Genomic DNA, 13,917 nt, shown 5'->3' on the forward strand with positions numbered 1-13,917 from the left:
GCAGCGCCGGTCGCTCTGACTCGCATTAATCTACACAGCACCCACCACAGACACAAAACACCAGGTCACACCACCACTAACCCAACACCAGACCGAAATACCGTTCCACCCCGCTCCGCGGACCGACCTCGACGGCGCCGCGGGACCGGAGGAACATCGCCACCGCGACGGTCGTCCATGCGATGACGGCGAGAAGACACCACACCAGGGCCCAGCCCCGGAGGCCGACACCGACCCCGTAGGTGAGCCACCCGGCCAACGCGAGGTTGACCACCAGTACGATACCGGCGACAACCTTGCGACCTGCCTGTTTTTTCGTCACGGTGATGGAAAGCATGCTGGTTGTCGCCGCTATCGTCATCATGGCGTACGAGATCACGACCGCCACGGAGGCGAACCATCCTGCACCGTCCGTGGGCCGCATCATCTGCATGCCACGGTCCCCTCCCACCGCACCGAGGCCGTGTTCGAGCCCCCACGCCAGGAGGTACACGGCCAGGAACGAGACGGGAACGACCCACGCCCTCCGGAGGACGGCATGTTGCCAGTCCCGCGGGGCGCCACCGTAGACCATCCATATCCCGGCGGCCCGCTCGGCCTGCACCACCCGGACGAATAACGTCGTCCCGGCGAGAACGACCGTCAGGGCGAGCCCTACCAGCGCCGCACCGGCGTCCGACATCGCACGGAGCACCAGCTGGCCCGGCACCATCACCAGGAAGAACCCGACGACCGTACTGGTCGTCCCCGACCGGGCCATACGCTCCATGACCCGTCGGTGTCCGTCGGGGTGCCGCGCGAGCCGGTCCCACGCGTCGTCACCTGCGGACCGTCCCAGACCGTCGACGCCGCCCCGTCGGATCCTGCGGCCGTCCACCAGCACACCGACGACGGCCAGGGTCACGGCGATCACGGCGGGCAGCCACCACCTCGGGCCGTCCTGTACGCCGCGGAGCACCGCGACACCCCACATGGCGGCGACACACACCAGGTAGAGGGCCGTGCCCGCCACGGTCGAGATCACCAGGTGCGTCCACTGGGCATTCCTGCCCAGTCCCAGCGCACGGAGTTGGGTGACGGGCATCCGGAACACCGGGATGGCCGCCGCCCCCAGGACACCGAACAGGACCTCCGCGACCGTCAGGCGTGGCCCGCCCATGTCCTCGATGAGAACCATGTAACAGAACATGAGGAGTCCGACGGAAATCCACCGGCCGGCGGCTTCGGTCCTGAACTGCGCGATGCACAGGGCACGGTGGGTACGGGCTGAGATTCGCCCCGAGGGTGAGGCGATGACGACGTCACTCATCGCGACGCCCCCGCACCAGTACCGTCTCGGGCAGATCCGCGTACTCGACCCGGACGTCCAGTCCGTCGGCGGCCCGGAAGACGTCCGGCACACCCGACCCGAGGTCCAGGACGACACGGCGGGACCCCGCGACCGCCTCGTCACGCAGGACAGGACACGACACACCCTCGAGGAGCCCGTCGACCGCGCCGGCCGTCCCGGTCGCCACGACGGTCGACGACAGGAGGTCGTCGACGTCGACGGCCCCGGACGTCCGCCCGTCGTCGATGAGGATCACCGAATCGAGGAGTAGCGACACGTCCTCCACATGATGCGTGGAGATGACGAAGGCCCGCGCGGCGGCGGTGTCACGGGAGACCTCCTCGAGGAGCTCCCGGTAGAGGATGTCACGGTTCTGGACGTCGAGCCCCAGGTAGGGCTCGTCCAGCAGTGTCACCTCCGCCCGTGCCGCCAACCCCAGGACCACACCGACGAGCGTCTTGCGCCCACGTGACAGGTCGTCGAACCGGGCAGCGGGATCGAGGCGGAAGAGGCGCTGCAGACGGTGTGCGTAGTCGCCGTCCCAGTGCGCCCACCGCGCCGCGCCGAGGTCGAGGAGTGTCCCGACCTTCATCTGTCCGGGATACGGGACATCCGCACCCGCGAGAATGATCCGGTCGAGCACGGGCTGGTTGTCCCGGACCGGCTCACCGTCCATCGTGACCTCGCCCTCGACCGGGACCTGTCCGGCCAGGGCGCGCAACAGCGTCGTCTTCCCTGCCCCGTTCGGCCCGATGAGCCCGTGGACGTGCCCGTGCGGGATATCGCAGGTCACGTCGGCGAGCGCCGGGGATGTGCCGTAGGTCTTCCGTACGCCACGGAGTGAGAAGGTGCCCATCACAGTGCTCCCTGTCGTTGGTAGTAGGTACGTTCGGCCGCCTGGACGAGGCCCGTGGGGCGTGCCCGGTCCCCGCGCAGCAGGGTGTGTGCGGTGTATGCGACGACCGTGGCGGACACCGCCAGCACCACGACCGCCCCGACGACGGGGCCGGGTCCGCGGAGCGGGTCGGCCGTCCCGACCGTCATGGCCGTCCCGATGACCGGGACGACGGCGACCATCGACATCAGGACGGTACCGCTGGTCGCGATCAGCGGCACGACGACGATGCAGAGCACGGTGAAGGCGACGGTCAGAAGGACCTGTCCGACAGGCATCTGTGCCGGTGGACGCACTCCGCCGACGAGGCCTGTCGATGTCGCCAACGCGACCAGGGCAACCAGAGACAGGACGGCCACCGCCGAGGCCACGTACGCGTGCCTGAGCCAGCGGCGCACCGGTATCCCCATGACCGTCCAGCCACGCAGACCACCGGCCAGGACGCCCGCGACAGTGGGGAAGAGAACCACCGTCAGCGGCATCGACGACGCCAGGTCCAACGGACCGTCGTCCGCCGTGCCGACAGTCATCCGGACCAGGGAGAATCCCCCGGCGAACAGGGCGACGGCCGCCAGCGACGCCGCCCCGACCGGGAGGTACACCAGCCGCCACGGCAGCGGTCCCGGGACGGACGGCAGACGGCCGACCAGCGTCGCCCACCCACCGCCGGCCCGCCGGGACGCCGCCGGGACACGGCGGTCACCCCGGACCGTCCTGCGCGCCGACACGCACTGCTGCACGGCGACCGCGAGGGCGCCGAGGAGGAACCCGGTGTAGGCCCGCCATCCGGCGGACGCGACGGCCCCCACCGCGCAGAACAGGGCCGCGCCCACCAGGACCGCAGCGGCGGCGTCCCTCGTCCAGTACCGCAGCGGCAGTCCGAACGCACGGTAACGGCCGCTCTCCGGGACCATGACCCACATCGCCAGCCCACTGAGCAGCGCGACCCACGGGACGCCCCGGTACCCGTCGCCGTCGCCGTCGCCGCCGAAGGACAGCATCGCCCAGACCACGAGGAGGAGCGGCACCACCAGCAGGTGCTCGACCCGGGGGTACATCTGCAGCCGCAGGCGGAGGCGGGACGGGTGGACGGATACGCCGGGTGCGCCACGTGCGCCGCTCATGGTTCCGGCTCCCCGGTCAACGCCAGCACGGCGTCCTCGGTGCCCAGTCGTTCCCTGGTCACACCGGGCCAGTCGGGCAACACCCCGCCGTCGAGGTCGACGTCCACCGACATGCTGCCGGCGACGTCACGCATGGCGGTCGGCCGTGCCCCCGGCAGGTTCCTCACCTCGTCCAGGACGGCGGTCATCCTCGCGGTGCTGCCGGTGAGACGGACGACGCGCTCCCCGAGCTCGGCCCCGTCGATGTCGTGGCTGAGGGATCCCTGAGCGCCGAGGACGAGCAACCGGTCGACGACCCGTCCGGCGTCCGCGAGCTGGTGCGTGGACAGCACGATACAGCGTGGGTCGTCCTCCCGGGCGTCGGCGAGCACCTCGTAGAACAGTCGGCGGTTCTGGACGTCCAGGCCGGAGTACGGCTCGTCCAGCAGGGTCAACGGTGCGCGGGACGCCAGGCCGACGACGATGCCCACCATGGAGCGCTGTCCCGTCGACAGGGCCGACATCCGGGCGAAGCGGCGGAGCCCGAAGCGCCCGGTCAGGTCGTCGGCCATCCCCTGGTCCCAGTACGGGTACCGCGCGCCGGCGACCGAGAGCACCGTGGCGACGGACCACTGCGGCGGGTAGAGGACGTCGACCCCGGTGAAGCACACCCGGTTCATGACCGCGGCGTTCTCGAACGGTGTCCCGCCGGCGACGGTGACCGTCCCCCCGGTGGCACGGAGCTGGCCGGCGAGGATGCCCATGAGCGTCGTCTTGCCGACGCCGTTGCGTCCGACGAGCCCGACGGTGCCGTGACGCGGCAGGTCGACGGTGAGTCCCCGGAGGACGTGCCTGTCGCCGAAGGAGCGGTGGAGGTCCTCCACGCGGACCAACGGGTCCGGCAGGGTGGTGTGCTGTGGTGAATGCATGGTGCTTTCTCCTTGTCTGGTGCCGGGAGGCGGGGTGCCGGTGTCAGGTGGGACGCGCCCGTCGTCCGCCGATGATGCTGGTCATGGTCCAGTCGGGCTGGCCGAGGAGTGCCCGCCGGACGGCGTACCGGGACAGTCCGTAGGCGACCAGTGCGCTGACCGGGACGGCGACGACGCTCGGCCAGGGGGCCCACGCGGTGGTGACCCCGAAGACGGCGACCGCGACCGTCGCCACCACGTTGACGAAGATCAGCCACATGACCGCCGTCCCCCAGTCCTCGTAGGAGACGCTGACGGCGAAGGCCCCGCCGGTCACCGCCATGAACACCACGACGACGAGATACAGCGGCAGGAGGGACGTCGTGGAGGGCTGCCCGGACCCCGTGCCACCGACGAACGTGCCGAGGGGCAGTCCGCCCGTCACCGACACCTGGAATACGGTGGCGACGACACCCACCACGGCCTGCGGCACCGCGACAGCCACGAGGGTGTGGCCGACCCATGCACGACGCGTCATCCCCACCGCGGCCGCGGTGCTGCGGCTCGCGGCGACGACGGGCGCCGTCACCAGGGCCGCGACCAGGAATGCCCCGGTCACCGACTGACTGTCGCCCCGGTCGAACAGGATCCAGACGACGAACACGGCCACCGTCGCCAGCGCGGTCGTCCCCACCGGCTGGTAGACCGTCCGCCAGGAGACGGGCCCGCGTCGGGCGAGGAAGACGCGGTGATGCACGGGGGTACCGGCGTAGCGGTACCCGGTGCCGACGACACGTCCGGACAGGACGTGGCGGTGGTGGTGAAGGATCGCGGCGCCGGTCAGGACGATCGCCGCCGCGGGCAGGAGCGGCACCCATCCGGGCACCCCGGCCGACATGTCCGTCGGACGGGCCACCGCCCACACCGGCCAGGCCAGGTGGATGACCGCCACGAGGGCGACCAGCAGGCCATGGTCGAGGAGCCACCCGCGCACGGGCAGCCCCACCACCCGGTAGCGTGCCGGGCCCGGCACCAGCAGCAACACCGACAGGGCCGGGAAGAGGATCCCGCCGGTCACCGCGGGCCACGGTTCCCACCCCGGGGTGAACTGCACCAGCGTGGACGTGGTGAAGAACGCCATGACCCCGACGAGGAGCAGGAGGACCAGCGTGGAATCCGGCCGACGGTCGGCGCGTAGGCGCTGCCACGGGGTGCGCATCGTCGTGGTGGTCACGACCGCTCACCTCCCGTCAGCTGGAGCACGGCCTCCTCCAGGTCGACCGGCTCGGCGGCGAGGTCGGAGAGGTACGGCCGGGCGGCGCCACCGCCGGCACGGTCGCTCCCCAGGTCGACGACCGCCCGGCTCGCCCCCGCCATGTCCCGTCGTTCGAGGACGGTGAGTCCCGGCGCGTCGGCGACCAGGGCGTCGACACGTGCTTCGGATCCGGTGACCCGGTAGAAGCGCCCGGACAGGTCCTCGGCGTCGATGTCGTGGACCAGCTGTCCCCGCTCGAGCACCAGCACCCGGTCGACGATGCGTTCCAGGTCCGGCAGGTGGTGTGTCGAGACCACCACGAGGCGGGGGTCGGCCTCCACGGAGTCCATCAGTTCGCGGTAGAACAGGCGGCGGGTCTGGGCGTCGAGGCCCACGTAGGGTTCGTCGAACAACGTGACCGGTGTGTGGGAGGCCAGTCCGACGACGATACCGACCGCGGTGCGCTGGCCCCGGGACAGCACCCCGTAGGTGGAGGTCGGCGCCAGTCCGAAGGCCTCACACAGTCGTTCCGCCTCGGCGGCGTCCCAGCGCGGGTACCGCCGGGCGAAGAGGTCCAGGATCCCGGTGACCGTCCAGGACGGCGCGTAGTCGATGTCGACCCCGGTGAAGCTGGTGTCCGACAGGACGACGGGGTCGTCGAAGGCGTCGCGTCCGCCGCTGCGGACGGTGCCGGCGGACGGCTTGAGCTGTCCGGCGAGCATGCCGAGCAGGGTGGTCTTCCCCGCCCCGTTGCGCCCGACGAGTCCGACGACGCCGTCGTCGAGCTCCAGGGTGAGCGGCCCCACCACCGACGGTGCCGGCCGGGTGCCGCGCGCCCCGCCGGTGGCCCAGGGGTAGGACATCTCCGCGTCCACGAGTGTGATGGTCATGAGTACAGTCCTCTGCTTTCTGCGACCTGGTCGACCAACCGGTGGACCTCGTCGCGGGGCAGGTCGAGTTTGATCGCCTCGTCCACGAGTGGCACGAGGAAGTCCGCGGCGAAGGCGTCCCGACGTCGTGCGGTGATCCGCGCCCGGGCCCCGTCGTCGACGAACATGCCCAGGCCGCGTCGCTTGACCAGCACCCCGCGCTCGACGAGCAGGGTCAGTCCCTTCCGCGCGGTGGCGGGGTTGATGCCGTGGAAGGCGGCGAGTTCGTTGGTGGAGGGGGCCCGGTCGCCCTCGTGGAGGGAGCCGTCGACGACGGAGTCCTCGACGAGTTCGGCGATCTGCCGGAACAGGGGCGACGTCGTCTCGTCCACGACCGGTCTCCTTCCCTGCCACCGCCACGTTGGTTGGTTACTACAGTAACCAACCATCGCACAGGGCGGCGTTTCTGACAAGGGCGACCGGCACCTCGCCCGTACGACCACCGAATGACCAGCACACCTCCCCACGCGCCGCACACCTGATGCACACTGGGGAGACCAAACGACAGAACTTTAGTGAGGACCCTTCCGATGCTCGAACGCACCCTGATCTACGTCGACACCTCTTACCTGCTCGCCAGCTTCTACAACGCCTGGGAGACCGGCGCCCGCGCACAGCTCGAGATCGACCTCCCGGAAGTCGTGAACGTCCTGGAGTCGCGCGTGGTCGACCAGCTACGACAACCGGTCTACCGCCAGAACTGGTACGACGGGCTCCCCGACTCCGGGCCGCACCGGTACCAGCGTGCCCTCCGCTCCTGCAACGGCGTCCAGCTACGCACGGGCCAGCTCATCGAATGGGGCGACCGCCGCACCCAGAAGGCGGTCGACACCCGGCTCGTCGCCGACATGGTCATCAGCGCCCTGTCCCGGGAGGTCACCGACATCGTCCTGGTCTCCGGCGACGCCGACATGCTCCCCGGTGTCGAGGAGGCCGTCTCCCGGGGCGTCCGGGTGCACCTGTACGGCTTCGGGTGGGACTCGATGTCCGCCAACCTGCGCTACTCCTGCGACTCCACCACGATCCTCGACCCGCGCGAGGACTTCGCCGACTGCATGCGGCTGCAGGTTCTCGAGGGCCCGTTGAAGACCGGGGCCGCCGGTGCCCAGCACAAACCCATCGGCGACGCCGAACCTGTCGAGGACCTCTCCGGGACGTGCGCCGTCCCGGACGTCCGCCGTCGACCTGCCGCCCAGTCCACGGAGGAGGAAACGGAGGACACCGGCGACGCCGGCGACACCACCACCGGCACCGGCGACGTCGGCGACCCCGGCAACGCGACCGAGACCGACACGACAGCCGGTGACACACCGACACCCGCCTCGATGCCGGCCCGCGTCACCGACCCGTCGCCGGGCGCCGTCTCCCACGAGAACCCCGTCTCGTCCGACGACGGTGACGGTGAGGGTGACGACGGTGACGGCGGAGCAGCCACCCCCTCACCCGCCGACCTCGCCGGCTCCCGTCCCACCCCGGCGATGATGGCGCCGCGCCGTCGTCTCCGCAGCCGGTACGTCCCGCTGCCGACCGAGGTGTGGCAGTCCGGCGGCCAGCAGAACCCCTTCGACATCGGCGAGCAGTACGCCGTCTGGTGGTTCCAGAACGCCGCCACCACCGAACAGCAGGACGGCGCCCACGTGCTCAGCGGTGGCGGCCTGCCGCCCGAGGTCGACCGTCCCCTGCTCCAGTTCGCCTGCGAGACGCTCCACGAGTACACGCTGACGGAGTACCAGCGCGTCAACCTCCGCGACGGGTTCCACTCCGGGATCCGGGGCATCCTGCTCAACCGGTGACGGTGACCGGCCGGCAGCCACCCGGTCACCGGTCACCCGGTCATGGCGCCGACTGTGAGAAAATGCCGTCATGACAGCCCCCGACACCGGACTCACCGGTACCGACACCGCGTCCCACCCCGACCGCACCGGTCGCGGGTTCCTGTCTTTCAGCGGGCAGATCCTGGGCGCGGGCGCCCTCGCCGCCGTCGTCACCCTGGCCGCATGGTTCGTGCTCGCCCGCACGAACCTGCCCGCCTACTCCTCGTCGAACGTCACCAAGGCCCTGGCCAGCGCCGGCGGAGTCATCGTCCTCGTCGTCCTGGCCCTGGTGCTCTACGCGCTGCTGCACGCCCGCACCCCCGTCGTCGACTGGCCGCGGTGGCGACGGGCCGGCGCGACGGTCCTGTGCTGGCTCGCCCCGGCGGGCCTCGTCATCGCCGCGCTCGCCGTGCCGCTGGCGGCCACCCGCCTCTACCTCGACGGCATCAGCGTGGACCAGGCGTTCCGCACCCAGTTCTTCACCCGGATGACCGACCAGCCGGGCTTCGAGGACATGGCGTACCTGGGCGAGCCGAGTTTCTACCCGCGCCTGTGGTTCCTCACCGGTGGCCTGTTCGCCAACGTCCTCGGCCTGGCCGGGTGGGCCGCCTTCCAGCCGTGGTCGCTGATCACCCTCGCCGTCGCCGGCTCCATGCTGGTCCCCGTGTGGCACCGGCTCACCGGATCACTGCCGCTGGGCAGCGTCATCGCCCTGGTCACCACCGCCGTCGTCCTGTACACCGCCCCGGAGGAGCCCTACGCCGCCGTGGTGGCGTTCGGCATGCCCGCCGCGATCGTCCTCGCCGGACGCGCCGTCCGCGGCTCCCGTCCCGGCATCGCCGGCCTGGCGGTCTTCCTCGGCCTGTCGGCGAACCTGTACACGCTCTACACCGGTGTGTCCGCGCTGACCGTGGTGGTCATCGCCGTCGTCGTCGCCTGGCGCACCCGCGCGGTGATGCCGCTGGTCCGCCTGACGGTGATCGGCGTGGGCTCGATCGTCATCGCCCTGGTCGGCTGGGCACCCTACGGCCTGGCGCTGCTCACCTCGGAGCGCGGCGCCAGCGGACGGGCACAGCACTACCTGCCCCAGTCCGGTACCGAGATCCCGGTCCCCTTCTTCCACGTGAACCTGGTCGGCGTGCTGGCGTTGCTGTGCATCGTGTGGATGGTGCTGCGTTGGAGGCGCAGCCAGGTCCGCGCACTCGTCGCCGGACTGGTGGTCTGCTACCTCTGGGTCCTGGCGTCCATGCTGACGACCTTGACCGGGACCACGCTGCTGGGCTTCCGCATGGAACTGCCGATCTCCCTGCTGCTGGTCACCGGCGGGATGATGGCGTTGGAGGACCTGCGCGTCAACGGCATCCGCCGCGCCTACCCGCAGTTCGTGGGGCCGACCGCCGCCCCCAAGGTGACCGCCGTCCTGGCGATCCTGCTCACCTTCGCCGCGGCCACGCACGTCATCAACATCCCGCTGCACCTGCGCCAGCACATCGACCTCGCCTACTCCGACACCGACGGGGAGGCTCAACGGGGTGACCTCTTCCCCGCCGACTCGACCGTCTACTACGCCGACGTCGACGCCTACATCGACGAGACCCTGGGGCTCGGCGGCGAGCGCGCCGGCACCGTGGTGCTCACCGACGAGCAGAGCTTCATGGCCTACTACCCGTACCACTCCTACCAGGCCATGACCGCGCACTACGCCAACCCCCTCGGCCGGTTCGAGGACCGCAACGCCGAGATCGAGCGGTGGGCGGATATCAGCGACCCGGCCGAGCTCACCGGGGCGATGGACACCGCCGCCGAGAAGGAGGGGTGGACCGGCCCGGACGTCCTCGTCCTGCGCGGGCAAGCTGCCGACGCCACCGCCGGCGGTGCTGGCGGCGGCAACGCAGACGGAGAGGCCGGTGCCGGTGACCCCGACGGCCGGTTCCGCTACCGTCTGTCGGAGGACATCTACCCCAACGACCCGAACGTCCGCTTCACCACCATCTCGTTCCACGCCTCGGCGTTCTCCGAAGGGTGGGATCTGGAACAGATCGGACCGTTCGTCGTCGCGGTGCGCCAGCGGTAGCCGTCGGTTGTGAGGAACACGGCCCGCCACCGCTTAGCCCTCACCAGACTCCTGCCGTAACATGTCCTGCTATGTCACGAGTCGAACACGATGCGCCCGACGAGGTGTCCGAACAGGCCGCTGAGACACACCCCGACCGCACGACGGCAGCCGGGGTCGACCGGCTCAAGGCCATCGCCGTGCTGTCGGGGATTGCCGCACTCGTCCTGTTCTGCCTGACCCCGCTGCTCCCGGTCAAGCAGGAACAGTCCAGCTTCTCCTGGCCCCAGGGCGGTGACCTGCGCAGCGTCAACGCGCCGCTGATCTCCTACCACCCGGAGAACCTGGACATCACCCTGCCGTTGTCGGAGGTCCGTGACCTCAACGGCGACCAGACGACCGTCCTGTCCACCGTGCCCGAGGGTGCGGAAGAGGCGACGCTGCGCGGCATGTTCGTCCGGTCCACCCCGGACGGGCTCGACGTCGTGGTCCGCAACTCGGTGGCCCTGTCCGTCGACACGGACACCCTCGCCGACCTCCCGGACGGGTCCCAGCTGCGCATCACCTCCGACCACGAGGGCACGCGTGCCTGGATCCCGGACGCCACCGACGAGAACGGCAACCCGCTGGAGGGCGGGTTCGGTGACGACATCCGGCCGATGCTCACCGGCATCTTCACGGAGATGACCGACACCCCCGAGAACGCGCAGGCCGCCATCGACGCCGGCCTGAAGGTGGACGTCACCGTCGACTCGCGGTACACCTCCACCCCCAGCGGCATCAAGATCGCCGCGATGGTCCTCGGCGTGCTGTTCATGGTCGTGTCCCTGTGGGCCCTGCACCGCATGGACATCCTCGACGGGCGTACCCGCACCCGCCGACGCTTCCTTCCCGCGAACTGGTGGCGACCACGCTGGCTCGACGCCGTGGTGGGCAGCATCCTGGTGGTCTGGTACTTCATCGGCGCGAACACCGCCGACGACGGGTACCTGCTGACCATGGCCCGGGCCAGCCAGGAATCCGGCTACATGGCCAACTACTACCGCTGGTTCGGTGTGCCGGAGTCCCCGTTCGGCGCCCCGTACTACGACCTGCTGGCCCTGATGACGCACGTCTCCACCGCGTCGGTGTGGATGCGCCTGCCCGTCCTGATCGCCAGCCTGCTGACCTGGATGATCCTCTCGCGGGAGGTGCTGCCTCGGCTGGGTGCGAAGATCGCGCAGCGTCAGGTCGCACACTGGACCGCCGCAGCGGTGTTCCTCGTCTTCGCGATGACCTTCAACAACGGCACCCGCCCCGAGCCCGTCATCGCGCTCGGCGCCCTGCTGACCTGGGTCTGCATGGAGCGGGCGATCGCCACCGGCCGACTGCTGCCCGCCGCGGTGGGCGTCATCGTGGCGTCCCTGTCGCTGGCCGCCGGCCCCACCGGGCTCATGGCCGTGGCCTCGATCCTCGTGGCACTGTCCGGGCTGGTCCGGATCGTCATCCGACGACTGCCCCTGCTCAACGCCGGAAAGGGGAGCTCGAGGAAGAAGGTCACCGGTGCCGTCGTCGCTCAGATCGCACCGTTCTTCGCCGCCGGCACCGCCGTGCTGATCTGCGTCTTCGGCGACCAGACCCTGAGCACCGTCATGGAGTCCATCAGCGTGCGCGGCCCCGTCGGCCCCGCCCTGTCCTGGTACGAGGAGCCGCAGCGCTACACCGAGCTGCTGAAGCAGACCGTGGACGGGTCCTTCCCCCGTAGGTTCTCCGTGTTGATGATGCTACTGTGCCTGGCGGTCGTCGTCGCCTCGATGCTGCGTAACCGCCGCGTCCCCGGCACCGCTCACGGGCCCGCACTGCGCATGACCCTCGTGGTCGTCGGCACCATGTTCTTCATGACGTTCACCCCCACCAAGTGGACCCACCACTTCGGTGTCTACGCCGGCATCGCCGCGGGCCTCGCCGCCCTGGCCGCCGTCGCCGCGTCCACCATGGCCATGCGCTCGGCCCGCAACCGCATCGTCTTCCTCGGCGCCTGCCTGCTGCTGTTCGCCTTCACCCTTGCCGGTACCAACGGCTGGTGGTACATCTCGAGCTTCGGCGTGCCCTGGTGGGACAAGCCCATCCAGATCGCCGGCTTCGAGATCTCCACCGGCATGATGGTCCTCGCCGTGCTGGTCATGTTCGTGGGCGTGGTCATCGGGTTCCTCAACGACATCCGTGAGGCCAACGCCACCAGCGACGCCGAACTGCGGGAGGTCGACCGCCGCGAGGCAGCCCAGGCACAGCGCTTCACCGGGGTGGCCGCCGCACCGATCGCCGTCCTCACCGCCATCGTCGTGCTGTTCAACCTGGCCTCCCTGGGCAAGGGGTTCATCTCCCAGTGGCCCGCCTACTCCGTGGGCAAGGGCAACCTGGCCGCGCTGACGGGTAACTCCAGCGGGATGGCCGGCGACGCCCTGGTCGAGTCCGACACCAACGACTCCTTCCTGGACACCGCCGACGGCACCGACTTCGCCGACTCCCTGACCGGTGACGACTCCCGCGGCTTCGGGCCGAACAACATCCCCAACCGCATCCAGGAGAGCTCCGACAGTTCCGAGTCCAGCTCCTCACCGCAGACCTCCGCCGTCGACACCAACGCCTACGGCTCCACCGAGGACGAGGACATGACCGACACCGGCCCCGGGGGCGGACTCGACCCCCGGCAAGGCGCCAACGGTTCCTACGCCCAGCTGCCTTTCGACATTGACCGCAGCCAGGTGCCCGTCGTCGGCTCCTACACCGACGGCCTGCAGCTCCAGGCCCAGACCACCACGTCCTGGTACTCCTTGCCGGAACGCAGCGACGACGCACCCCTGCTGATCGTCTCCGCCGCTGGTGAGGTCTCCCACCTCGACATGAACGGGGTTCGCCAGTACGGCCAGGAGCTGAAGCTGCAGTACGGCCGCAGCACCGGCGCAGGCTCCGACGACTTCGAGGTCATGGGTGAGCTCGAGCCGTTGGACATCGGCACGGCACCGCAGTGGCGCAACCTGCGCTTCCCCATGGACCAGATCCCGGAGGACGCCGAGGTCGTGCGCATCTACGCCGCGGACATGAACGTCACCCCGGACCAGTGGTTGGCCTTCACCCCGCCGCGCGTCCCGACGCTGACGCCCCTGAACGACGTCATCGGTGACGCGCCGACACTGCTCGACTGGTCGGTGCCGCTCCAGTTCCCAGCCCAGCGTCCGTTCAACCACTACGTCGGTGTGGCCGAGGTCCCCGAGTACCAGATCTCACCGGAGCACGACGCGAAGAAGGCCCACGCCCCGGTGATGGACTACTACGGTGGCGGCGCCGGCGGACTGACCCAGATGGTCACCCACGGCACCGAGATGTCGACCTACCTCAAGGACGACTGGCAGCGTGACTGGGGTGTGGTCACCAGGCTAACCCCGTTCGCCTCCTCCACCGGTGAGGAGCCGAAGACGGTCGAGCTCGACATCGACACCGAGACCAGGTCCGGCCTGTGGTCGCCGGGGCCGATGCGGCTGAGTTAGCAGATCAAGAAAAGTCTGGCCCCGTGCACGGATCCGGGTGGATCCCGTGCACGGGGCCAGACTTTTCCGGTGCTCCAGGCCGCATCGTGGCCGTTCCATCCGC

The 13,917-nt window shown here is 70.1% G+C and carries 10 protein-coding genes; 3 read left to right on the forward strand and 7 right to left on the reverse strand.

What is annotated here, in order from left to right; genetic code table 11:
* Window positions 1-76: 76 nt before the first annotated feature.
* The 7 genes from MUN33_RS02190 to MUN33_RS02220 form a co-directional block, all read right to left on the reverse strand.
* Window positions 77-1,177 carry a hypothetical protein gene (locus MUN33_RS02190; protein WP_244803278.1) on the reverse strand — a complete coding sequence of 367 codons (1,101 nt, stop codon included), beginning with the start codon at window positions 1,175-1,177 and terminating at the stop codon, window positions 77-79.
* Between the two features lie 124 nt (window positions 1,178-1,301).
* Entirely contained in the window at window positions 1,302-2,186 is an 885-nt protein-coding gene (locus MUN33_RS02195) for an ATP-binding cassette domain-containing protein (RefSeq protein WP_244803279.1), read from the reverse strand.
* On the reverse strand, window positions 2,186-3,349 hold the full coding sequence (locus MUN33_RS02200; RefSeq protein ID WP_244803280.1) for a hypothetical protein: 1,164 nt from the start codon (window positions 3,347-3,349) through the stop codon (window positions 2,186-2,188). Before MUN33_RS02200 ends, MUN33_RS02195 begins: the two co-directional genes overlap by 1 nt.
* Window positions 3,346-4,257, reverse strand: a complete 912-nt coding sequence (locus tag MUN33_RS02205) for an ATP-binding cassette domain-containing protein (RefSeq protein WP_244803281.1) — start codon at window positions 4,255-4,257, stop codon at window positions 3,346-3,348. Before MUN33_RS02205 ends, MUN33_RS02200 begins: the two co-directional genes overlap by 4 nt.
* A gap of 43 nt (window positions 4,258-4,300) precedes the next feature.
* A complete protein-coding gene (locus MUN33_RS02210) occupies window positions 4,301-5,470 on the reverse strand; it encodes a hypothetical protein (protein ID WP_244803282.1) in 1,170 nt (389 codons plus the stop codon).
* Window positions 5,467-6,381: an ATP-binding cassette domain-containing protein gene (locus MUN33_RS02215; RefSeq protein ID WP_244803283.1), complete on the reverse strand. Its 915-nt coding sequence runs from the start codon at window positions 6,379-6,381 to the stop codon at window positions 5,467-5,469. Before MUN33_RS02215 ends, MUN33_RS02210 begins: the two co-directional genes overlap by 4 nt.
* Complete coding sequence (locus MUN33_RS02220) at window positions 6,378-6,752, reverse strand: GntR family transcriptional regulator (protein ID WP_244803284.1); 375 nt, start codon at window positions 6,750-6,752, stop codon at window positions 6,378-6,380. Before MUN33_RS02220 ends, MUN33_RS02215 begins: the two co-directional genes overlap by 4 nt.
* A 198-nt stretch (window positions 6,753-6,950) precedes the next feature.
* Between MUN33_RS02220 and MUN33_RS02225 the strand changes: the two genes are divergently transcribed.
* The 3 genes from MUN33_RS02225 (at window position 6,951) to MUN33_RS02235 (ending at window position 13,814) form a co-directional block, all read left to right on the forward strand.
* Complete coding sequence (locus tag MUN33_RS02225) at window positions 6,951-8,213, forward strand: NYN domain-containing protein (RefSeq protein WP_244803285.1); 1,263 nt, start codon at window positions 6,951-6,953, stop codon at window positions 8,211-8,213.
* 70 nt (window positions 8,214-8,283) lie between these two features.
* Window positions 8,284-10,308 (forward strand): galactan 5-O-arabinofuranosyltransferase, encoded by a 2,025-nt coding sequence (locus MUN33_RS02230; protein WP_244803286.1) that lies wholly within the window; start codon window positions 8,284-8,286, stop codon window positions 10,306-10,308.
* Window positions 10,309-10,379: 71 nt separating this feature from the next.
* A complete protein-coding gene (locus MUN33_RS02235; protein ID WP_244803287.1) occupies window positions 10,380-13,814 on the forward strand; it encodes an arabinosyltransferase domain-containing protein in 3,435 nt (1,144 codons plus the stop codon).
* Window positions 13,815-13,917: the final 103 nt, after the last annotated feature.

Origin of the sequence: Corynebacterium kalidii (genome assembly GCF_022869005.1) — a bacterium.
GTDB classification, from domain to species: Bacteria; Actinomycetota; Actinomycetes; order Mycobacteriales; family Mycobacteriaceae; genus Corynebacterium; species Corynebacterium kalidii.

Bases quoted from the DNA above. Each gene is read 5' to 3' on its own strand.
- MUN33_RS02190 (WP_244803278.1), bottom strand. From the start codon at position 1,177: ATGGTTCTCATCGAGGACATGGGCGGGCCACGCCTGACGGTCGCGGAG.
- MUN33_RS02195 (WP_244803279.1), bottom strand. From the start codon at position 2,186: ATGGGCACCTTCTCACTCCGTGGCGTACGGAAGACCTACGGCACATCC.
- MUN33_RS02200 (WP_244803280.1), bottom strand. From the start codon at position 3,349: ATGAGCGGCGCACGTGGCGCACCCGGCGTATCCGTCCACCCGTCCCGC.
- MUN33_RS02205 (WP_244803281.1), bottom strand. From the start codon at position 4,257: ATGCATTCACCACAGCACACCACCCTGCCGGACCCGTTGGTCCGCGTG.
- MUN33_RS02215 (WP_244803283.1), bottom strand. From the start codon at position 6,381: ATGACCATCACACTCGTGGACGCGGAGATGTCCTACCCCTGGGCCACC.
- MUN33_RS02225 (WP_244803285.1), top strand. From the start codon at position 6,951: ATGCTCGAACGCACCCTGATCTACGTCGACACCTCTTACCTGCTCGCC.
- MUN33_RS02230 (WP_244803286.1), top strand. From the start codon at position 8,284: ATGACAGCCCCCGACACCGGACTCACCGGTACCGACACCGCGTCCCAC.
- MUN33_RS02235 (WP_244803287.1), top strand. From the start codon at position 10,380: ATGTCACGAGTCGAACACGATGCGCCCGACGAGGTGTCCGAACAGGCC.